Source organism: Neorhizobium tunisiense, assembly GCF_039631515.1.
In the GTDB taxonomy this organism is placed as follows: Bacteria; Pseudomonadota; Alphaproteobacteria; order Rhizobiales; family Rhizobiaceae; genus Neorhizobium.
Genome location: NZ_JBDIUU010000002.1, coordinates 182,151 through 202,602 on the forward strand (window position 1 = coordinate 182,151; position 20,452 = coordinate 202,602).

Below are 20,452 nucleotides of genomic sequence, written 5' to 3' on the forward strand. Positions count from 1 at the left end.
CTGCGGATTCCCTTCTCTCCCCTTGCGGGGGAGATCGGCAAGACGCAGCCTACCGCTCCTTCTTCACCTTGAACTCGATCACCGCTTCCGCCTTGCGGAAATCTCCCCAGGGATCCTTCGCCTGCTGGGCGATACGGGCCGGGGCGTTGATGACCGTGAAATAGTTGGGGCCGATCGCGCCCCCGAGTTCGCCCCACTCGACTGGCATGGAGACCGGCGCGCCGGGCCGGGCGCGGGTGGAATAGGGCGCCACCGCGGTATTGCCGCGGCCGTTGCGCAGGTAGTCGATGAGGATCTTGCCGGTTCGTTTCGACTTGGTGATCGTCGAGACGTATTTGTCGGGATCGTCGCCGGCCATGCCGTCGGCCAACGCCTTCATCGCCGCCTTCACCTCCGGCCATTCTGCCTTTGGCTTGACAGGTGCGACGACATGCAGACCCTTGCCGCCCGAGGTCTTGACGAAGGCCACCAGTCCCATGTCTTCGAACCGTCGCTTGACCTCGTGTGCCGCCGCGATGATGTCGGTCCATGACACGCCTTCGCCGGGGTCGAGGTCGATATTGACCATGTCCGGCTTTTCCCAGTCGTCGAGGTTGGAGCCCCAGGGATGGATCTCGAGGGTCGCGCCCTGAACGAGGCCCAGCAGCCCGTCGAGGTTGCGGATGGTGATGTCCTCTTCCGCCGGATCGGTCGGGTCCTTCACGAGTACGGCGTTCTTGGTCATGCCCTTCCAGCCGTGTTTCTGGAAGAAAAGCTGTTTGCCGATGCCATCGGGTCCCCGCACCAGTGCCAGCGGACGGTTGACGACGAAGGGCGCCATCAGCCGCCAGACTTCGGTGTAGTAGTCGGCAAGCCCGGCTTTGGTCACCCCGGCATCCGGCCAGTAGACGCGGTCGGGATGGGTGAGATTGACCGTCCTCTTCGGCGGCTTCGGTTGTTCCGCTGCATTCACAGGCCCGCCCTCCCGGACGATATCCTTTGGGTCCTTGTCTTCGCGCAAGCCCCGGAAGGCCGCGTGGCGGATATGTGCATCCGCCGTCCAGCCGCGAAATTCCACTTCCGCAACCAACTCGGGCCGCACGAAAACGACATCCTTCTTTTCCACCCCGGCAAGCTTTTCGTCAAACGGGCTTTCGTCGATTGAGATTTCCCTGAGGCGCTTGAAGAGCGACTGGGCCACGGCATTCGAGTAACCCGTGCCGACGCGGCCGGCATGCCGCAGCTTCCCCTTGTCGTAATAGCTCATGACCAGCGATCCGATCGCTGTCCTCGAGACGGAGGAGGGGACAAAACCCGCGACCACGAATTCCTGCCGCGCCGAACATTTCGACTTCACCCAGTCGCGGCCTCGGCCCGGACGGTAGGGTGCATCCGAGATCTTGGAGATGATGCCTTCGAGGCTCAGCCGGCAGGCATGTTTCAGGACCAGGCCGCCCTCCTCGCCGAAATGCTCGTTGTAGCGCAGGGCCGCGCCGCTGCCGGCCAGCAATGTTTCCAGCGCCTCCTTGCGCTTCAGAAGCGTCGCTCCGGTCAGGTCGTAACCGTCCAGGTGAAGAATATCGAAGGCGTAGAAGGTGAAGCGGTCGTCCCGGCCTTCGCTGAGGTCCTGCTGAAGCAGCGAGAAATCGGTGGCGCCGGAACCGGCCTCGACCGCCACCTCGCCATCGATAATCGCATTGGTCGCCGCAAGTTTTGCGAATTCCGCGATGATCTCGTCCCCGAACTTGTGCGTCCAATCGAGCCCGGTGCGCGTCGACAGCTTTACCTTGCCATTTTCGATACGGGCTTGCAGGCGATAGCCGTCGAGTTTGATCTCGTGGACCCAGCGTTTGCCGGAAGGGGCACTCTTCACCAGCGTCGCAAGCTGCGGCTCGACGAAATCCGGGATTTCGGCTTTTTGCGTGCCCTTGATCTTCAAAGCGGCTATGTCGGATTTTTGCGGTTCAGGATCGGATTTCGCCTTTGCTTTCGGTTTGGCCGGACTGTTTGCCGCCGGTGCCTTGCGGCCCCAGATTTCGTCCAGCGTCTTGCCTGACTTCACTGAAAGCGGCATTTCGTTGAGAATGTCCTTGTCGCCCTCGGCCCGGGCGAATTCATCTTCGCCCTTGATCAGCAACCAGTTCTCGCGTTTTTCGCCTGGTCTTGGGGCCATGCGGATCAGGTGCCAGCGGCCTTCCAGCTTCTCGCCCTTCAGCTCGAATTCCATATGGCCTTTCTTGTAGGCCTTGTGGGGGTCGCCGATCGGTTCCCAGGTGCCGCGATCCCAGAGCAGCACCGCGCCGGCGCCGTAGTTGCCTTTCGGGATCATGCCTTCGAAACCGCCATAGTCGAGCGGATGGTCTTCCACATGCACCGCAAGCCGTTTTTCGCCGGGCACGAAGCTTGGGCCGCGGGTGACCGCCCAACTTTTCAGCACGCCGTCCATCTCCAGCCGGAAATCGTAGTGCAGCCGGGTGGCGTCGTGTTTCTGGATCACGAAACTGTTGCCGGATGCCTTGGCCTTGCGGCCCCCCGTGATTTTTCCCTGAGGTTCGGGAGATGCCTTGAAGTTCCGCTTCTGATGATAGGTTTCGAGGGCCATGATCAGCTCGCCTTTCTCTGCGTGGCGGCAGTCTTACGAGATACGGGTTTCCTGGCGGGTTTCTTCGACGCGGCCTTCCTGCTGCCGCCGGCGCTCTGACGCAACGCATCGAGCAGGCTGGAGACCTTCTTCGGTTCCGGCTTCGGCTGCTTCCTGAGTTTGCGGCCTTCGATCTTCGCCTTGATCAGCTCGGCAAGTGCTGCCTCATAGCGGTCGTCGAACTCGCTCGGGTCGAATTCGCCGCGTTTGGTGTCGATGATGTGTTCGGCGAGATCGAGCATCTCGCCCTCGATCTTGAAGCTCTTGATGTCGGAGAAGATTTCCTTCGCCGGCCGGACCTCGTAGTCGTAATTCAGCGTGCTGGCGATCAGGCCTCTCTCGCTGGGGCGGATCAGCAGTGTGCGCAGTCGCCTGAAGAGCACGGTGCGAGCGAGTGCCGCGACATTCTTCTCCTCCAGTCCTTTGCGGATCAGCTCGAAGACCTCGGCGGATGGTTTGTCGGCGGGTGCCAGGTAATAGGGACGATCAATGAAGATGGTATCGACGCCGTCGCAGGGGATGAAGGTTTCGAGTTCCAGCGTCTTGTCGCTCTCCGGTACCGCGGCCTTCACCTCGTCAGGCTCCAAAAAGACGTATTGGCCGCTTGCAACTTCGTAGCCTTTGACGATGTCCTCGCTTTCCACCGGCCGGCCGGTGTCGGCATCGACCATCTGGCGGTGGACGCGGTTGCCTGTTTCGCGATTGATGATGTGGAAGCTGACGCGGTCGGATGTCGATGCAGCCGTGTAAAGCGCCACAGGGCAGCTCAGCTCTCCGACCTTCAGATATCCTTTCCAGTTTGCACGCGGTGCCATATCCGAACTCCGGCAGAACTCCGTGAAAGTCTTATCAACAGGCCTGCCGACCTGTTTGTTCCCTCGAGCGAGGCGCGGTTTCCGTCACGAAGATGAATAGGACGTTCATCTCAGGGGAACCAAATACGTAAGGCATGCGTTTGCCCCCGTCATTCCAGCCATGAAGACTTCGGAGAGGTAGGCAACGGTGTCTGAATCACAGTTGAATGGTGATCCTGCACGTGCAGACATAGTGAGGCTTATTCCGGCTCTCCGCGCATTTGCCCGTACTTTCTGCCGCAATCCCAGCGATGCAGACGACCTGGTGCAGGAGACGCTGATGAAGGCGCTCGCCAATCTCGACAAGTTCGAGCCGGGCACCAAGCTGAAAAGCTGGCTTTTCACCATCATGCGCAACACCTTTTATACGCGTGCCAAGGTGCTTGGCCGCGAGGCGCCGGGGATCGAGGAGAACATCTCCGGGGACACGCCGGTCGCGGCGAGCCAGGAGATGGCGGCAAGAGCCCGGGAGGTCCAGCGTGCGCTCGAGAAACTGCCGCCGCACTATCGCGAAGTGCTGACGCTCGTCGCCATCCTGGGCGAAAGTTACGAGGCCACTGCGGAGATCTGCGATTGCGCGGTGGGCACGGTGAAAAGCCGCCTCAACCGGGCGCGGCATCAAATTCTGCAGGAACTGGGGGAAGAAACCAATTGAGCTGCCGCATCGCGACAGCTTTTTTCTTTGGAGGTCGTCATGAAGTTTACATTGATCGCGGTGGCGATCGTCCTTGTGACGATTGCCCCGGTTTTCGCGTTTATCTAGCCGATCAGACCGGATCCTGGTCGAGGTCCGGGTAGTGCCGGAATATGCCCGATTCGTTGAAGGCGAGCCGGCGCTTCGACGTGAGATAGGCTGCGATATTCGGACGCTTGGCGACCGCGTCGCGCAGCTTGGCGACGTTGGGATAGTCGCTATCGAAGTTTTTCATGGCGCGCGGGAAGGCATAGGCGAGACCTTTGGCGAGCTGGAAGAGCGACAGGTCGACATAGCTCAGGGCATCGCCCACCGCATAGCCGCTCTTTGTGGGGTTTGCTGTGATGATGCGATCGAAATAGCCGATAAATTTCGGCACCCGGTGCTTCAGGAAGGCTTTCGAACGGGCCTTGGCCTCCTGCCGCTGATCCTCGTAATAATCGGCGGTGCTGATCGGGTGGTGCGTGTCGTGCACTTCCGCGAGGAAATCGGTGATCGTCAGCTGCAGCCCATGGGCGAAGAGGCGGGATTTCTCGTCCTCCGGCACCAGATCCAGCTTCGGCCCGAGATAGTTGAGGATGTTGGCGACATGCGAGACAATAAGGTCGCCATCCTTGAGAAAGGGCGGTGCGAACGGCATGTCGTAACCATGCTTGCCGTGCATATAGTCCATCATTTTTCCCGTGCCGCGATCGCCGCGGGCAACATCCACATAGTCAGCTCCGGCTTCTTCCAGCGCCAGCCGCACGAATTCTCCGCGGCCCTGAAGGCCGTCCCAGTAATAAAGCTCGTAGGTCATCGTCACTCCAGAAATTCTGCTATCTTCTTCAAGTCTTCGACGAAGTGGGCCCGGTTGAGCTCCGCGTCCGGCTGATCCAGCGTCCTCAGCAGCGCCGAAGGGTGGATGGTCACCAGTACCGGCAGGCCGTCCGGCGATCTCAACATCGTGCCGCGATCACGGGTCACTTTCGCCTGCCTTCCCAGCAAGGCATAAAGCGCCGTTGCGCCAAGCGCCACGGCGAGTTTCGGTTTGACCAGGCGCAGCTCCGCTGCCAGCCACCAGGCGCAGGCCTGGACTTCGCCGGCGTTGGGTTTGGCGTGGATGCGGCGCTTGCCGCGTGGGGTGAACTTGAAATGCTTCACCGCATTGGTGACGTAGCAGATGTCGCGCTCGACGCCGGCCTCCTCCAGACAGCGATCGAGGAGCTTTCCCGCCGGCCCGACGAATGGCTTGCCCGCCTGATCCTCCTTGTCTCCCGGCTGCTCGCCGACGAAAAGCACTTTCGCCTGCGGTGGCCCCTCGCCGAACACGAGATGCGTGGCGTTCCTATAGAGGTCGCAACGGGTGCAGTTTTCTGCATCCTGCCTGACGTCCTGCACTCTGCTGCCGTCAGCGCCCGGCGTTTCGAAGGCTGGTCCTTTGCGCGATGTCAGCATCCTTCCAACTCCTTGTGGTGATGCCAAAACCTGCTTGGTCGCGGGAGAGTTCCTTTAAATTTGCATCGCTGGAACACGAACTGGAACTTTTGCGCGGAGGTTGTGTTGAGGGCCAGGGGTGCCGCGAGGTTTTCGCGCCCGGGATTTTCCAATTCGGACAGGGTTTTGATTATGGCTATCAGGATTACCGCGGTCGTTTTTATTTTGATCGGTTTGGCTCTGGCCGTCGGCGGCGGGCAACTGCTGCTGCTCGGGGGAAGCGCCTATTATATCGTCTGCGGTCTCGGCTTCGTGCTGACCGGCATCCTGCTTTTCCTGAGGAGCGCCATCGCACTCAGGCTTTATGCCGTTATCGTGCTGGCCTCGCTGGCCTGGGCGATATGGGAGGTCGGCCTCGATTGGTGGCAGCTCGGTCCGCGCGGCGGGCTGATCATCCTCCTCGGCCTCTGGCTTCTGACGCCCTGGGTCCGCACACCGCTCGGCTTTTCAAGCCCGACCGGCATGCGCTACGGCGCCAGCGCTCTGCCGCTCGGTATTTCGCTGATGATCGCGATCGTCGTCGCCATAATCTCGATGTTCCTCGATCCGCTGGACCAGAGCGGCGAGCTTCCCGAACAATCCGTCGCAGCCGCTCCGCCGATGGGCGGCAACGTGCCGCCCGGCGAATGGCACCAGTATGGACGGACGCCTTTCGGGCAGCGTTACTCGCCGCTCGACCAGATCAAGGTCGACAACGTCGCCAACCTTACGGAGGTCTGGCGCTACCAGACCGGCGACGTGAAGCGGCCGGACGACGTGGGTGAGACGACCTATCAGGTGACGCCGCTCAAAGTCGGCAACTCCCTCTATCTCTGCACACCGCACAATCTTGCGATCGCGCTGGACGCGACGACCGGCAAGGAGAAGTGGAAATACGACTCGAATTCCGGCATGAACCCCGACCGGCAGCACCAGACCTGCCGCGGCGTCAGCTACTATAAGGATACGACCGCCGCTGCCGGCAGCCCTTGTGCGGAACGGGTCTATCTGCCGACATCGGACGCGCGGCTGATCGCACTCGACGCCGCCAACGGCCAGGTCTGCACGTCGTTCGCCGACAACGGAACGCTGCAGCTCACCAGCGGCATGCAGTACAATCCAGCCGGTTACTACTACTCGACCTCGCCACCGGCGATCGCCGGCAACAAGATCATCATCGGCGGGGCGGTCAACGACAACTACTCCACCCAGTCGCAGTCGGGCGTCATTCGCGCGTTCGACGTCAATACGGGGCAACTGATCTGGAACTGGGATTCGGGCAATCCGAGCCAGACGCAGCCCTTGCCCCCCGGCCAGACTTACACGACCAATTCGCCGAACAGCTGGTCTGTGTTCAGCGTCGACGAGGAATTGGGCCTCGTCTATATCCCGCTCGGCAACCAGGTGCCCGACCAGCTCGGCATGGGCCGCAGCGAGAATGTCGAGAAATATTCCTCGTCGATCGTCGCGCTCGACCTCAATACCGGCGCCGACCGCTGGGTGCGCCAGACGGTGCATCACGATCTCTGGGACATGGACGTTCCCGCCCAGCCGGTCCTCCTCAACATTACCAAGCCGGACAATACCGTGGTGCCGGCTCTGGTCGGCCCGACCAAGCAGGGCGACATCTACGTGCTCGACCGTCGCAGCGGCGAGCCGATCATCCCGATCACCGAGGAGCCGGCACCGGGAGGTGCGATCCCGGAAGATCGCACCGCGCCGACGCAGCCCACCTCAGCCCTGTCCTTCAAGCCGAGACCGCTTGAAGAACGGGACATGTGGGGCATCACCATGTTCGACCAGATGGTCTGCCGCATCTGGTACCATCAGTACAACTATTTCGGCCGTTACACGCCGCCGTCGCTGAAGGGCTCGATCGTCTATCCGGGCAATTTCGGCACGTTCAACTGGGGCAGCGTCGCGGTCGATCCGGAACGGCAGGTGATGTTCGGCATGCCGACCTATCTCGCCTTCACCTCAAGGCTGGTGCCGCGTGCGGACATCCCGCCGAAGGCCCAGGATCAGAAGGGCAGCGAACAGGGCCTCAACCGCAATGACGGCGCACCTTACGGCGTCTACATGGGGCCGTTCCTCGGGCCGTTGCAGATCCCCTGCCAGGCGCCGCCATGGGGTTATGTCTCGGGCGTGGATCTGCGGACCGGCCAGATCGCCTACAAGCACCGCAACGGCACGGTCTACGACATGACGCCGCTGCCGCTGCCCTTCAAGGTCGGGGTGCCAGGCATCGGCGGGCCGATGATCACCAAGGGCGGCGTGGCATTCCTCGGGGCTGCGGTGGATAATTACTTGCGCGCCTACAACCTCACCAACGGTCGTGAACTCTGGAAGGCGCGGTTGCCGGCGGGCGGCCAGGCGACGCCGATGACCTATGCCGTGGACGACGGGCGCCAGTTCGTGGTGATGGTGGCCGGCGGGCACGGCTCCGTCGGCACCAAGCCCGGCGACTACGTGATCGCCTACGCGCTGCCGCGATAGGCAGGCCGAACAGAAGGCCCAGGCGTCTGACACCCGGGCCTTTTCGTTACCCTGTGTATGTCCAGGTTACCTCGGGCGGGTGAAACGGAGTTCGTTGCGCACGGTGGCCACTCCGGCGACGCCTAGCGTCACCTCTTCGGCCCGTGCTACTTCGCTCTCCAACTGGACGGTCCCGCTCAGGGTGATCTCGGATCCGCTGGCGGTCACGGTGACGTCGCTTGCATCGACGCCGCCGGCGGAGGCCAGCGCATCGGAGACCGCCCCTTCGAGCGTTGCACTTGGCGGAAACTCCGCCTCGACCTCGGGAGGCGTCTCATGAAAATGCTGATGCTTGAAGACCATTGTCGTACTCCGTTCTGACACGGCACGACAACGCGCGGCGAGGGCGATTGGTTCAGCGTCCGCCGGCGAGAACCGTAGCGATGATCTCCTCAAGCTGGTTCTGCGAGAAGGGTTTCGGCAGTCGCGGCAGGCGGTTGTCGCCGCCGGTCGGCAATTCCGCGTAGCCGGTTGCCAGCACCACCGGCAGGCCCGGTCGCTCTTCGCGGATGGCGGCGGCCAGTTCGGAGCCGGTCATGCGGGGCATCGAATGATCGGTGATGACGAGATCGATGTCATGGGCGCCGCTTCTCAGCTCCTTCAGGGCATCGGTACCACTATAGGCCTCGATCACCGTATGGCCGAGATCCTCCAGCATCAGCGTCGTGTTCATCAGGACCAGCGCGTCGTCGTCGACGGCGAGAATGGTCAGGCGTCCTCTGGGAGTTGCTGCGGGCGAGGGCATGGTCTTCTCCGAAGACTGCGGACAGTCGTTTGCATCTGCCGCAGGCAGATAGAGCGAAACCGTGGTGCCCTTGCCCTTTTGGCTTTCGATTTCAAGTTTGCCGCCCGACTGTTCGGTCAGGCCTTGCACCATGGACAATCCGAGCCCCGTCCCCTTTCCGACGCCCTTGGTCGTGAAGAAAGGTGTCGTCGCGCGGATAAGGGTCTCTTCGTCCATGCCTTCGCCGCTGTCGGCGACCGAAAGCCGAACATAACAACCGGGCTTCAGCCTGTCGGTACTCTCGTCTGCCAAATATTCCTCGGCGCTGATGACGATCGTGCCGCCGCCAGCCATCGCGTCTCGGGCGTTGACGACAAGGTTCAGAAGCGCGGTCTCGAGCTGAACAGGATCGCTCGTGACATGCGGCAGGTTTTCGGCAAAGCGGGTTTCCACCGAGGCGGAGGCGCTGAGCGAGCGCTGAATGAAATCCATCATGCCGCCCACGAGTACCGGCACGTCGATGGCCTGCATGTTCAATTCCTGTCGCCGGGAGAACGCCAGCATCCGCTGGGTCAGGGCCGCGCCCCGCTCGGCGCCCTGAATGGCATTATCCAGCAGCGGCGTCAGCGCCGGATCGTCGGGCAGGCGTTTCTTCAGAATTTCCAGGCTGCCCAGTACGGCCATCAGCAGGTTGTTGAAATCGTGGGCGACGCCACCGGTCAGCTGGCCGATCGCCTCCATCTTCTGGGATTGGAAAAGTTCCTCGCGCGCCTGGGTGAGGGCCTTCTGTGCCTCGACTTTTTCCGTGATGTCGCGGGTGATCTTGGCAAAGCCGAGAAGGGTGCCTTCCTCGTTGTGGATCGCGTCGATGATCACATGCGCCCAGAAGCGCGAGCCATCCTTGCGCTGCCGCCAGCCTTCCCTCTCGAATCGTCCCTCGCGCCGTGCGGTCTCCAGGCTCCGGGCCGGCTCGCCACGCTCGCGATCCTCCGGTGTATAGAATTGCGAAAAATGCTGACCGACGATTTCGTCAGCCGTATAGCCCTTGATGCGCGCGGCGCCGGAGTTCCAGTTGCTGACGCGGCCATCCGTGTCGAGCATGTAGAGAGCGTAGTCGGTGACCCCCTGGACGAGGAGCCGGAATTTCTCCTCGCTCAACCGCAGTTCCGTCTCGGCTTTTTTCCGTTCTGTCAGGTCGCGGGTTACTTTGGCGAAGCCGAGAAGCTCGCCGGAACGGCCCCAGATCGGGTCGATGATGACATGGGCCCAGAAGCGGCTGCCGTCCTTGCGGACGCGCCAGCCTTCCTTTTCGAAGCGGCCTTCGGTCGCAGCGGTCCGCAAGGCGTGCTCCGGCGCACGGGCCAGTCTGTCTTCAGATGTATAGAAGCGGGAAAAATGCTCGCCGAGGATTTCCCAGGCCTCGTATCCCTTGAAGCGCTGGGCGCCGGGATTCCAGCTGACGATCTTGCCCTCCGGGTCAATCATGTAGATCGCATAGTCGGTGATGGCGTCCACGAGAAGACGATACCGCTCCTCGTCAAGCAACGAAACGTCGTAACTTTGAGGTACGCTCATAAATCATCCCCGGCCCACAAAGTTTGTGGTCTAACGCGCTGTAACAACGAAAAGTTGTGACTATGCAACAGGATCATTACTCTTCCCCAGCCCACGACGCCCGTGGTCTAACGCGAGAGAATGTCTGAGTCTCATTTTGGTTCCCTTTCTCCAGAATTTTTATCTTGCGCCTCGGCGGCCGCTACCGGACCCGGGTTGACGGATGACGGATTTTCCTTTACGACTGACGAAAGATGAAAATCGTCACACGTAAAATGAAAGACTTCAGCGGTATGGATACCAACGAAAATACCCTGGAAACGTCGCGACAGGAGAATGTCGGCCGCATCCTCGATGCGGCGGAGCGGCTGTTCAAGCATTACGGCTATACCAAGACCAATGTTGCCGACATTGCTCGGGATCTCGGCATGTCGCCCGCCAATATCTACCGTTTCTTCTCGTCCAAGGCCGACATCCATCAAGCCTTGGCGAACCGCATGCTGGATGGCAGCTATCAGGCGGCACTCGCCAACGCGAAGCGGCCGGTGAGCGCCGCCGAGCGGTTGCGCGACCACGTCCTGCAACAGCACCGGATCACGCTCGAGACCATGCTCGACGAAAAGAAGGTGCATGAGATGGTGGTGATCGCCATCGAGCAGCAATGGCCGGTCATTGAGAAGCATCTCGAACGGATACGCCTCGTCATTGCTGGCCTCATCGAGCAAGGCATCGAAGCCGGCGAATTCCGTGCGCAGGATCACCAGCTTGCAGCCGAATGTTTCATGTCGTCGATGGTCATCCTCTGCCATCCTCAACTCATTGCAGATTGCCTCCTGGAAACCAGGATCGGCAAGCCAGAGGATCTCGTAGAGTTCGGCCTCAAGGCCCTCAGATAATTCGCCTGAAATAGTTCCGGGGCGCCAAGGGGCGTCTTGATTGAAAAAAAACCGCCATCAGGAGTGCGGAGCCATGTCTTTCGTAAAGACCAGACGCAATGTTTCATTTCTCTTCAAAGGCCTTGTCGTGGCAGCCGCGTTCGGTGCACTGACGGCCTGCTCGGAAGAGAAAAAAGCCGAAGCCCCGGAAGTTGTCCGCCCGGTCAAGGTGACCGAGGTTGCTGCCGCCGAGAATGGCCGCAGGCTTCAATATTCCGGCTCCGTCAAGGCGCGCACCGAGATGAACCTCGGCTTCCGTGTCGCCGGCAAGATCACCGAGCGGCTCGTCGATGTTGGCCAGCGCGTTCGCCCCGGCGACGTGCTGGCACGGCTCGACTCCGTCGATTACCAGCTCGCGGTGCGCCGCGCCGAGGCCGATCTCGCATCCGCCCAGAAGCAGGTGGAAATCTCGGGCCTTGCACGCCGCCGGGCTGAGACGCTTGTCGAGAAGAGCATTTCTTCCCAATCGCAGCTCGAACAGGCGCAGCTCGCCAACGACCAGGCCGTTTCGCAGAAAGAATCGGCCGAGTCGGCGCTTGAGCAGGCCCGCAACCAGGTTGCCTACACCGAATTGAAGTCCGACCAGAACGGCATCGTCACCGCCGTCAGCGCCGACATCGGCCAGGTGGTCGCGTCCGGCACGCCGGTTCTCTCGGTTGCCGTCGAGGGCAGCAAGGAAGTGCAGATCGCCGTTCCGGAAATGGACGTCGCTCACTTCAAGCCGGGCAAAACGGTCAAGGCCAGCTTCTGGTCCGCCACCGATCTGGTGCTTGACGGCAAGGTTCGCGAAGTGGCGGGCAGCGCCGATGCGCAGTCGCGCACTTTCGCAGTTCGCGTCAGCCTGCCCGACGATCCGCGGGTCCTGCTCGGCATGACCGCGACGATCGAGGCGGACGAAGACAATGCCGTCGCCACCTATGCCATTCCGCTTGCGGCGCTTTCCAAGAAGGACGGCCAGTCCGTCGTCTGGATCGTCGACCGCGGCAAGGGCACCGTCAGTTCGCGCGCCGTCAAGGTCGCCGATTTCTCCGACGACGGCGTTCGCGTCGCCGAAGGCGTAGCCAAGGGCGACCTCGTCGTCTCGGCCGGCACCCAGTTCATGAAGGAAGACATGAAGGTCAAGCTGCCGGAAACCGTCGCCTCCCGCTTCGGCAGCGTCAGCAACCTTACCACCGCTTCGCTCGCGCCCTGATCGCCCAGGTTTAAAGGACCCAAGACCATGAGCTCCTCCCATCAGGCCAATCCCCCGGAAAAGGCCCGGTTCAACCTGTCCCGCTGGGCGATCGCCCATCCGAGCATCGCCCGCTTCCTCTTCGGCCTCATCATCGTCATGGGCGCGCTTGGCGTCATGAACATGGGCCAGAAGGAAGACCCCGACTTTACCTTCCGCGTCATGGTCGTGCAGACCGTCTGGCCCGGCGCCTCCATCCAGGAGATGCAGGACCAGGTCGTCAACAAGATCGAGCGCAAGCTGCAGGAAACCCCGCATCTCGACTGGGTCAAGTCCTATACCCGCGCCGGCGTGGCGATCACCACGGTGCAGATCAAGGGCGATACCAATACCGCCGAGGTCAAGGACGCCTTCTACCAGGTCCGCAAGAAGATCGGGGATATCGCCCAGGACCTGCCTGCCGGCCTGCTCGGTCCTTATTTCAACGACGAGTTCGGCGATACCTACATCACCCTCAATTCGATCAGCGGCGAGGGATACAGCTACCCCGAGCTGAAGCAGTTCGCCATCCAGGCCCGCGACATGCTGCTCGCCACACCCGGTGTCGAAAAGGCCGTCATCCTCGGCGACCAGCCGCAGAAGATCTTCATCGACGTCTCGTCGAAGGCGCTCGCCGAGCGTGGCCTCACCGTCCTCAACATCCGCGATGCGTTGTCCGGCCAGAACAATATCGATCCCGCCGGCAACGTTCAGACGGCCGATCGGTCGGTGCGGATCGCGGTCGAAGGCGGCGTCACCACGCCGGAAGACATCCGCGAACTACGCCTCAAGGCCGGCAACCAGGTGATCCGGCTCGGCGATATCGCCACCGTCACTGACGGCCTCGAAAACCCTTATCAGCGCAAGTTCCGCTTCAACGGTCACGACAGCGTCCAGGTAGGTGTCGTCATGGCGCCTGGGTTCAAGGTCACCGATGTTGGCCATGAAGTCGAAGCCACCTACGAGCGCTTCGAACAGACGCTGCCGGTCGGCGTTTCCGTCGAGCAGGTTTCCAACCAGCCGGAAGTCGTCACCGAAGCGGTCGGCGAGTTCACCCAGGCCCTGCTGGAAGCTCTCGTCATCGTCCTCATCGTCTCGCTGATCTCGATCGGCTGGCGTTCGGGCATCGTCATCGCCATCACCATTCCGCTGGTTCTGTCTGCGACGTTCGCGATCATGTTCTACATGGGCATCGAGCTGCAGCGCATCTCGCTCGGCGCGCTGATCATCGCGCTCGGCCTGCTCGTCGACGATGCGATGATCGTCGTCGAGATGATGGAACGGAAGCTGGAAGAGGGGCTCGCACGCCTCGATGCCGCCACCTTCGCCTATTCATCCACCGCCTTCCCGATGCTGACCGGCACATTGATCACCACTGCCGGCTTCATCCCGGTCGGGTTCGCCGATTCCACCGCCGGCGAATACGTCCGCACGCTGTTCTACGTGGTGGGCATCGCGCTCGTCGTGTCGTGGTTCGTGGCCGTCTATTTCACTCCCTGGCTCGGCTACATGATCCTCAAGCAGCGGGCGCATGTCGGCAACCATCACGATGCCTATGATACACGCATGTACCGCGGCGTCCGACATGCGGTCGGCTGGTCCGTGCGTCACAAGGCGATCGTGCTGTTGCTGACCTTCGGTGCCTTCTTCGGCAGTCTCTGGTCCTTCCAGTTCATCCCGCAGAGCTTCTTCCCGCAGTCCTCGCGGCCGGAAATCCTGGTCGACCTCTGGCTGCCGGAAGGCACGGCGATCGAGGAAGTCGAACGCCAGGCGAAAGCCCTTGAAGACAAGATCCTGCCCGATCAGGACAAGACCTTCGTCGCCACCTATATCGGCGAGGGCGCGCCGCGCTTCTTCCTGCCGCTCGACCAGCAGCTCCGCAACCCGAACTACGCGCAGCTCCTGATCATGTCCAAGGACGTCGATGCCCGCGAGCGTCTGATCGTCAAGCTCAGGGACATCCTCGCCAAGGACTTCCCGACCGTGCGCGGCAAGGTCGATCGCCTGTTCCTCGGTCCGCCGGTTGGCTGGCCGGTCCAGATGCGCGTCATCGGTCCGGATCCGTCGGAAGTGCGCCGCATCGCCGACCAGGTCAAGGAACGTTTCCAGCAGCAGCCGCTGTTCGGCGCGATCCATGACGACTGGATGGAGCCGGTGACAGCCATGAAACTGGTCATCGACCAGGATCGTGCCCGGGCGCTGGGCGTCACCTCGCAGCGTGTCCGCCAGATGCTGCAGGCAGCAGTCTCCGGTGCTCCGATCAGCGACTTCCGTGATGGCGAGGAAACGGTCTCGATCGTCGTCCGCGAGCCGGATGCCACCCGCAATCTGCTCTCGGCCGTCCAGTCGGTCTATGTCCCGACGGATTTCGGCGGCTTCGTGCCGGTCTCGCAGATTGCCAAGGTCGTGCCGGTCCTTGAACAGGGTATCGAATGGCGCCGCGACCGCCTGCCGACGATCACCGTCAAGGCAACCTTGCCGGATGGCGTGGAACCGACCCAGGTGTCGATCAACCTCTACAACAGCATGGCCGACCTGCGCGCCAAGCTGCCGGCCGGCTATCAGGTCGAGATCCAGGGCGGTGCAGAGGATGCGGCGGAAAGCCAGAACTCGATCGCTGCCAAGGCACCGATCATGCTCCTGGTCATCCTCGTGCTGCTGATGATCCAGCTGCAGCATTTCGGCAAGGCGATGCTGGTGCTGGCCACCGGTCCGCTCGGCATCATCGGCGCCGCTGGGGCGCTGCTTGTGACTGGCGCGCCGTTCGGCTTCGTGGCGATCCTCGGCGTCATCGCGCTGCTCGGCATCATCATCCGCAACTCGATCATCCTCGTCGACCAGATCGACCAGGACATCGCGGCGGGCATGGAGCGGATGGAGGCGATCGTCGGTGCTGCCGTGCGTCGCTTCCGGCCGATCATGCTGACGGCGCTCACCGCCGTGCTGGCGCTGTACCCGATCTCACGCGGGGTGTTCTGGGGACCGATGGCCTACGCGATGATGGGCGGCATCCTGGTCGCGACGGTGCTGACCATCCTCGTCCTGCCGGCCGCCTATGCCCTGTTCTTCGGCCGCGAGCCCAAGAAGAACAAGGATGACCGGTCGCCCGCCAATCAGGGCGACTTGTTCGAAAGCCGTGACGACCTGCCGATGGCAGCGGAGTAACGGCGAACGCCTTCCTCGGGAGCCTGGTAATTCCTGAGGAAGGCGTCCTGATTTGCCTTGACGGACTGGAAGATATAGTCCCTGACCATCCGCACCCGGGGGATCTGGCTGAGATCCCGGTGGCACATGAGCCAGTAGCCGCGTCTCAGTTCCACCTCGTCCGGCAGCACGATCTCGAGATCGGGCCGCGTGCGGGTGATGAAGTTCGGCAGCACGCAAAGACCGAGGCCGTTCAGCGTCGCGGTCAATTGCGCAAAGATGCTGGAGCTCTGGAAGCGCGCCTTGATGCCCGGATGGACGTCGCCGAGATAGTCGAGCCCCGGCGCAAAGATCATGTCCTCGATATAGCCGATGAACGGATGCGACAGCAGATCCTGCCTGCTGCGGATCGGGGCTGCCTTGGACAAGTAGGATTTCGCCCCATAGACGTTGAGACTGTAGTCGGTGAGCTTTTCCGTGAGATAGGGTCCTTCCTTGGGCGGATCGAGCGAGACGGCGATATCCGCCTCCTTGCGCGAAAGCGACATGATCTGCTGGATCGTCACCAGTTCCAGCGAGATGTTCGGATGGCTGTCGCAGAAGCTGCGGATCTTGTCGGCGAAGAAGAAGTTCGCGAACCCTTCCGGCGTACTGAGGCGCACCACGCCGCGCTGCGCCGTGGTGCCGGAGGCGACATCTGCCTGCAGCCGGTCGGCCTCCATTTCGATGCGCTCCGCCGTTTCGATGAAGCGCTGGCCCATGCCGGTCAGGACATAACCGCGGGGATTGCGCTCGAACAGCTTGACCTTGAGGGCGAATTCCAGCCGGTCGATCCGCCGGGACACGGTCGCGTGGCTGGTGCGCAATTGACGTGCCGCAGTGGACAGCTGTCCGCTGCGCGCCACAGCCAGAAAATATTGCAGATCGTCCCAGGTGAAGTTCTGATTGTTGCTCAATGCATTCCCGTCTGTTCAAAAATGCACAGATGCTGTTTGCAATTAATTACAGCGCCCTGCTTGCGTCAACAGCGGTTTTCCTGAACCATGCAATCCGGAGCAGCCGCTTTGAGGAGAGGGGCTCACCAATTTTGAACAGACCCTTTAAATTTTCCGGGCGAATTCTCTGGGAGGAGAAATCATGCACAAGACAATTCTGACATCACTTGTCACGTCCCTGGCCGTCGTTCTCGCAAGCAGCGCGGCATTCGCGCAGAGTGCGTCCGACAACAAGGTCAAGATCGGCATCCTGAACGACCAGTCGGGGGTTTATTCCGAGTTCGGCGGCAAGTCGTCGGTCGAGGCGGCCAAGATGGCGGTCGAGGATTTCGGCGGCAAGGTTCTTGGAGCTTCGATCGAGATCGTCGATGCCGACCACCAGAACAAGCCGGACATCGCCTCCAACATCGCCCGCCAGTGGTACGACACGCAGCAGGTCGATGCGATCATGGAGTTGACGACCTCGTCGGTCGCGCTCGCCGTGCAGGCGATCGGCAAGGAAAAGAAGAGGATCGACATCGTCACGGGCGCGGCGACCACGGACCTCACTGGCAAGGCCTGCAGCCCCTATGGTTTCCACTGGGCCTATGACACCCATGCGCTCGCGGTCGGCACCGGCGGCGCGCTCGTCAAGCAGGGCGGCGACAGCTGGTTCTTCCTCACCGCCGACTATGCGTTCGGCTATTCGCTGGAACAGCAGACCGGCGACTTCGTGAAGTCCTCCGGCGGCAAGATCGTCGGCGCGGTCCGCCATCCGCTCGCCACTACCGACTTCTCGTCCTTCCTGCTGCAGGCACAGTCTTCCGGTGCCAAGGTCATCGGCCTTGCAAATGCCGGCCTCGACACGGCGAACGCCATCAAGCAGGCGGCCGAATTCGGCATCACTGCCGGCGGCCAGCGGCTTGCGGCACTTCTCTTCACGCTCGCCGAAGTGCATGGCCTCGGCTTGCAGGCGGCGCAGGGTCTGACCCTGACCGAGGGTTATTACTGGAACCTCGACGACAAGAGCCGCGAGTTTGCGAAAAAGTTCTTCGCCCGCACCAAAAAGATGCCGAACATGGTCCATAGCGGCACCTATTCGGCGGTCACCCAATATCTGAAGGCGATCCAGAAGGCCGGCACCGACGATGCGGATGCCGTCTCCAAGGCGCTGCACGAAATGCCGGTCGACGATTTCTACGCCCGCGGCGGCACGGTCGCCAAGAACGGCCGGATGATCCACGACATGTACCTGCTGCAGGTCAAGAAGCCGGGCGAAAGCAAGGAGCCCTGGGATTATTTCACCGTACTCGCCACCATCCCGGGCAAGGACGCCTACATGGATCCCGCCAAGAGCGGCTGCGACCTGGTGAAGTAATGGCGGTTTCCGCGACAGCAAAACAGGAAGAGCCGCGGGTGGTATTGTCCGCCCGCGGCCTCTCGAAAAGCTTCGGTGCCTTCATGGCGGTGAAACAGGTCGATCTCGACGTCCGCCACGCGCGCGTCCATGCGCTGATCGGCCCGAACGGGGCCGGCAAGACGACCGTCTTCAACCTGCTCACCAAGTTCCTGCAGCCGACGGCGGGCACGATCACGCTTATGGGCACGGACATCACCAAAACGCCGCCGGACAGGATCGCCCGCATGGGGCTGGTCCGCTCCTTCCAGATTTCGGCGGTCTTTCCGCATCTGACGGTGCTCGACAATGTGCGCGTCGCATTGCAGCGGCCGAACGGGCTTTCGACGCAGTTCTGGCTGCCCGTCTCCTCGCTCGATCGGCTGAATGCGCGGGCCGACGAATTGATCGAGTCGGTCGGGCTGAAGCGCGAACGCAATGCTCTCGCCGCCGACCTTTCCTATGGCCGCAAGCGCGTGCTGGAGATCGCCACGACGCTGGCGCTCGATCCCAAGGTGCTGCTGCTCGACGAGCCGATGGCCGGCATGGGCCAGGAGGATATCGGCACCGTTTCCAACATCATTCGCGAGGTGGCGAAGACCCGTGCGGTGCTGATGGTCGAGCACAATCTCTCCGTCGTCGCCGATATCTGCCACCACGTGACGGTGCTCCAGCGCGGCGAAATTCTGGCCGAGGGTGACTATGCCGAGGTCAGCCAGGACCCGCGCGTCCGCACCGCCTATATGGGCACGGAGGAGGCTTGATGGCACCGTTGTTGCAAGTTTCCAACCTCAATGCCTGGTACGGCGAAAGCCACGTCCTGCATGGCGTCGACATGACGGTGGGCGAGGGCGAGACGATCACCATTCTCGGCCGCAACGGTGTCGGCAAGACGACGACGCTCAGGACCATCGTCGGCATCATCCGCGAGCGGAAGGGCGAAATCCGCTTTGCGGGCAAGGATATGGCCAACGTGCCGCTGCATCGCACGGCGCATAACGGCATCGGCTTCGTACCGGAAGAGCGCGGCATCTTCTCGACTTTGACCGTCGAGGAAAACCTGATGCTGCCGCCGGTCGTGGCTGAAGGCGGCATGTCGCTCGAGGAGATCTACGAACTCTTTCCGAACCTTCTGGAGCGGCGCGCCAGCCCCGGCACCAAGCTCTCCGGGGGCGAGCAGCAGATGCTGGCGATCGCCCGCATCCTGCGCACCGGCGTCAAGCTTCTGATATTGGACGAGCCGACCGAAGGTCTGGCGCCGGTCATCGTGCAGCGCATCGGCGAAGTGCTGAAGACGCTGAAGGACCGCGGCATGACGGTGCTGCTGGTGGAGCAGAACTTCCGCTTCGCGAGCCGCGTCGCCGACCGGTTCTACCTGATGGATCACGGGCGGATGGTCGCGGATTTCCCGGTCGGGGAACTGCCGGGCAAGATGGACATGCTGCATAAAGTGTTGGGGGTGTGACGCTATGACGATGATCTTCGGCATACCGCTTCAGGCCTTTCTCGGGCAGCTCCTGATCGGCCTGATCAACGGGTCCTTCTACGCGCTGCTCAGCCTCGGCCTCGCGGTCATCTTCGGCCTTCTGCGGGTCATCAACTTCGCGCATGGCGCGCAATACATGCTCGGCGCCTTTGCGGCGATGCTGATGCTGGAATATTTCGGCATCAACTACTGGGTCGCGCTGATCCTCGGGCCGATCGTCGTCGGCCTGTTCGGAGCCATCATCGAACGGACGATGCTGTCGCGGCTCTACGATCTCGATCCGCTCTACGGCCTGCTCTTCACGTTCGGCCTGGCGCTGACCATCGAGGGTACGTTTCGGTATCTCTATGGCGCCGCGGGCCAGCCCTATTCGGTGCCGGCGCAGCTTGCCGGCGGCACCAATCTCGGCTTCATGTTCCTGCCCATCTATCGCGGCTGGGTGGTCGTCGTGTCGCTGGTTGCCTGCATTGGCACATGGCTGCTGATCGAGAAGACCAAGCTCGGCGCCTATCTTCGCGCCGCCACGGAAAACCCGGTCCTGGTCCAGGCTTTCGGTGTCAACGTGCCGGTGCTCCTGACGCTCACTTACGGGCTCGGCGCAGCGCTCGCCGCCTTTGCCGGCGTGCTTGCCGCGCCGATCTACCAGGTCTCGCCGCTGATGGGATCGAACATCATCATCGTCGTTTTCGCGGTGGTCGTGGTCGGCGGCATGGGCTCGATCATGGGGGCCATCCTCACCGGCTATATGCTGGGCATTGCAGAAGGCCTCACCAAGGTGTTCTATCCGGAAGCATCCAACATCGTGATCTTCGTGATCATGGCGATCGTGCTTCTACTCCGGCCAGCCGGCCTTTTCGGACGGGATGCGTGA

The 20,452-nt window shown here is 61.9% G+C and carries 16 protein-coding genes; 9 read left to right on the forward strand and 7 right to left on the reverse strand.

Features of this window, described 5'->3' with window-relative positions; translation table 11 throughout:
• Window positions 1-49 precede the first annotated feature (49 nt).
• Entirely contained in the window at window positions 50-2,581 is a 2,532-nt protein-coding gene (ligD, locus tag ABCW43_RS09960) for a DNA ligase D (protein ID WP_345923726.1), read from the reverse strand.
• Window positions 2,582-2,583: 2 nt separating this feature from the next.
• Window positions 2,584-3,435, reverse strand: a complete 852-nt coding sequence (gene ku, locus ABCW43_RS09965; protein WP_345923728.1) for a non-homologous end joining protein Ku — start codon at window positions 3,433-3,435, stop codon at window positions 2,584-2,586.
• 232 nt (window positions 3,436-3,667) lie between these two features.
• On the opposite strand from ku, the gene ABCW43_RS09970 reads away from it, so the two are divergent.
• On the forward strand, window positions 3,668-4,129 hold the full coding sequence (locus tag ABCW43_RS09970; protein ID WP_345923730.1) for a sigma-70 family RNA polymerase sigma factor: 462 nt from the start codon (window positions 3,668-3,670) through the stop codon (window positions 4,127-4,129).
• A gap of 112 nt (window positions 4,130-4,241) precedes the next feature.
• Here the strand turns inward: ABCW43_RS09970 and ABCW43_RS09975 are convergent, their stop codons facing one another.
• Window positions 4,242-4,967, reverse strand: coding sequence for a glutathione S-transferase (locus ABCW43_RS09975; protein ID WP_345923732.1), 726 nt, complete (start codon window positions 4,965-4,967; stop codon window positions 4,242-4,244).
• A 2-nt stretch (window positions 4,968-4,969) separates the two neighbouring features.
• A complete protein-coding gene (locus ABCW43_RS09980; protein WP_345923734.1) occupies window positions 4,970-5,605 on the reverse strand; it encodes a UdgX family uracil-DNA binding protein in 636 nt (211 codons plus the stop codon).
• 171 nt (window positions 5,606-5,776) lie between these two features.
• Between ABCW43_RS09980 and ABCW43_RS09985 the strand changes: the two genes are divergently transcribed.
• Window positions 5,777-8,119: a glucose/quinate/shikimate family membrane-bound PQQ-dependent dehydrogenase gene (locus ABCW43_RS09985; protein WP_345923736.1), complete on the forward strand. Its 2,343-nt coding sequence runs from the start codon at window positions 5,777-5,779 to the stop codon at window positions 8,117-8,119.
• Window positions 8,120-8,185: 66 nt separating this feature from the next.
• Here ABCW43_RS09985 and ABCW43_RS09990 read toward each other — a convergent pair whose 3' ends face one another.
• Together ABCW43_RS09990 and ABCW43_RS09995 are read right to left on the reverse strand one after the other, a co-directional pair.
• Window positions 8,186-8,461 (reverse strand): BON domain-containing protein, encoded by a 276-nt coding sequence (locus ABCW43_RS09990; protein ID WP_345923738.1) that lies wholly within the window; start codon window positions 8,459-8,461, stop codon window positions 8,186-8,188.
• A gap of 52 nt (window positions 8,462-8,513) precedes the next feature.
• The gene (locus ABCW43_RS09995; RefSeq protein ID WP_345923740.1) at window positions 8,514-10,457 is read right to left on the reverse strand and encodes a hybrid sensor histidine kinase/response regulator; all 1,944 of its coding nucleotides are present in this window, start codon (window positions 10,455-10,457) and stop codon (window positions 8,514-8,516) included.
• A 272-nt stretch (window positions 10,458-10,729) separates the two neighbouring features.
• Between ABCW43_RS09995 and ABCW43_RS10000 the strand changes: the two genes are divergently transcribed.
• The 3 genes from ABCW43_RS10000 (at window position 10,730) to ABCW43_RS10010 (ending at window position 15,746) form a co-directional block, all read left to right on the forward strand.
• A complete protein-coding gene (locus ABCW43_RS10000; protein ID WP_345923742.1) occupies window positions 10,730-11,332 on the forward strand; it encodes a TetR/AcrR family transcriptional regulator in 603 nt (200 codons plus the stop codon).
• A gap of 73 nt (window positions 11,333-11,405) precedes the next feature.
• Window positions 11,406-12,563 (forward strand): efflux RND transporter periplasmic adaptor subunit, encoded by a 1,158-nt coding sequence (locus ABCW43_RS10005; RefSeq protein ID WP_345923744.1) that lies wholly within the window; start codon window positions 11,406-11,408, stop codon window positions 12,561-12,563.
• A gap of 27 nt (window positions 12,564-12,590) precedes the next feature.
• Window positions 12,591-15,746 (forward strand): efflux RND transporter permease subunit, encoded by a 3,156-nt coding sequence (locus tag ABCW43_RS10010; RefSeq protein ID WP_345923746.1) that lies wholly within the window; start codon window positions 12,591-12,593, stop codon window positions 15,744-15,746.
• On the opposite strand, the gene ABCW43_RS10015 is transcribed toward ABCW43_RS10010, so the two are convergent.
• A complete protein-coding gene (locus tag ABCW43_RS10015) occupies window positions 15,695-16,681 on the reverse strand; it encodes a LysR family transcriptional regulator (protein WP_345923749.1) in 987 nt (328 codons plus the stop codon). The genes ABCW43_RS10010 and ABCW43_RS10015 overlap by 52 nt on opposite strands.
• Before the next feature lie 181 nt (window positions 16,682-16,862).
• On the opposite strand from ABCW43_RS10015, the gene ABCW43_RS10020 reads away from it, so the two are divergent.
• The 4 genes from ABCW43_RS10020 to ABCW43_RS10035 are packed head-to-tail and all read left to right on the forward strand — an operon-like array spanning window position 16,863 to window position 20,452.
• On the forward strand, window positions 16,863-18,077 hold the full coding sequence (locus tag ABCW43_RS10020) for an ABC transporter substrate-binding protein (RefSeq protein WP_445738921.1): 1,215 nt from the start codon (window positions 16,863-16,865) through the stop codon (window positions 18,075-18,077).
• Window positions 18,077-18,859, forward strand: a complete 783-nt coding sequence (locus tag ABCW43_RS10025; RefSeq protein ID WP_345923751.1) for an ABC transporter ATP-binding protein — start codon at window positions 18,077-18,079, stop codon at window positions 18,857-18,859. Before ABCW43_RS10020 ends, ABCW43_RS10025 begins: the two co-directional genes overlap by 1 nt.
• Window positions 18,859-19,560, forward strand: a complete 702-nt coding sequence (locus ABCW43_RS10030) for an ABC transporter ATP-binding protein (protein WP_345923753.1) — start codon at window positions 18,859-18,861, stop codon at window positions 19,558-19,560. The genes ABCW43_RS10025 and ABCW43_RS10030 overlap by 1 nt, the downstream gene beginning before the upstream one ends.
• 4 nt (window positions 19,561-19,564) lie before the next feature.
• Window positions 19,565-20,452, forward strand: a complete 888-nt coding sequence (locus ABCW43_RS10035) for a branched-chain amino acid ABC transporter permease (RefSeq protein ID WP_345923755.1) — start codon at window positions 19,565-19,567, stop codon at window positions 20,450-20,452.

What these genes read in the sequence shown, in the direction of transcription:
- ligD (WP_345923726.1), bottom strand. Translation starts at nt 2,581, where the DNA reads ATGGCCCTCGAAACCTATCATCAGAAGCGGAACTTCAAGGCATCTCCC.
- ku (WP_345923728.1), bottom strand. Translation starts at nt 3,435, where the DNA reads ATGGCACCGCGTGCAAACTGGAAAGGATATCTGAAGGTCGGAGAGCTG.
- ABCW43_RS09975 (WP_345923732.1), bottom strand. Translation starts at nt 4,967, where the DNA reads ATGACCTACGAGCTTTATTACTGGGACGGCCTTCAGGGCCGCGGAGAA.
- ABCW43_RS09980 (WP_345923734.1), bottom strand. Translation starts at nt 5,605, where the DNA reads ATGCTGACATCGCGCAAAGGACCAGCCTTCGAAACGCCGGGCGCTGAC.
- ABCW43_RS09985 (WP_345923736.1), top strand. Translation starts at nt 5,777, where the DNA reads ATGGCTATCAGGATTACCGCGGTCGTTTTTATTTTGATCGGTTTGGCT.
- ABCW43_RS09990 (WP_345923738.1), bottom strand. Translation starts at nt 8,461, where the DNA reads ATGGTCTTCAAGCATCAGCATTTTCATGAGACGCCTCCCGAGGTCGAG.
- ABCW43_RS09995 (WP_345923740.1), bottom strand. Translation starts at nt 10,457, where the DNA reads ATGAGCGTACCTCAAAGTTACGACGTTTCGTTGCTTGACGAGGAGCGG.
- ABCW43_RS10000 (WP_345923742.1), top strand. Translation starts at nt 10,730, where the DNA reads ATGGATACCAACGAAAATACCCTGGAAACGTCGCGACAGGAGAATGTC.
- ABCW43_RS10005 (WP_345923744.1), top strand. Translation starts at nt 11,406, where the DNA reads ATGTCTTTCGTAAAGACCAGACGCAATGTTTCATTTCTCTTCAAAGGC.
- ABCW43_RS10010 (WP_345923746.1), top strand. Translation starts at nt 12,591, where the DNA reads ATGAGCTCCTCCCATCAGGCCAATCCCCCGGAAAAGGCCCGGTTCAAC.
- ABCW43_RS10020 (WP_445738921.1), top strand. Translation starts at nt 16,863, where the DNA reads ATGCACAAGACAATTCTGACATCACTTGTCACGTCCCTGGCCGTCGTT.
- ABCW43_RS10025 (WP_345923751.1), top strand. Translation starts at nt 18,077, where the DNA reads ATGGCGGTTTCCGCGACAGCAAAACAGGAAGAGCCGCGGGTGGTATTG.
- ABCW43_RS10030 (WP_345923753.1), top strand. Translation starts at nt 18,859, where the DNA reads ATGGCACCGTTGTTGCAAGTTTCCAACCTCAATGCCTGGTACGGCGAA.
- ABCW43_RS10035 (WP_345923755.1), top strand. Translation starts at nt 19,565, where the DNA reads ATGACGATGATCTTCGGCATACCGCTTCAGGCCTTTCTCGGGCAGCTC.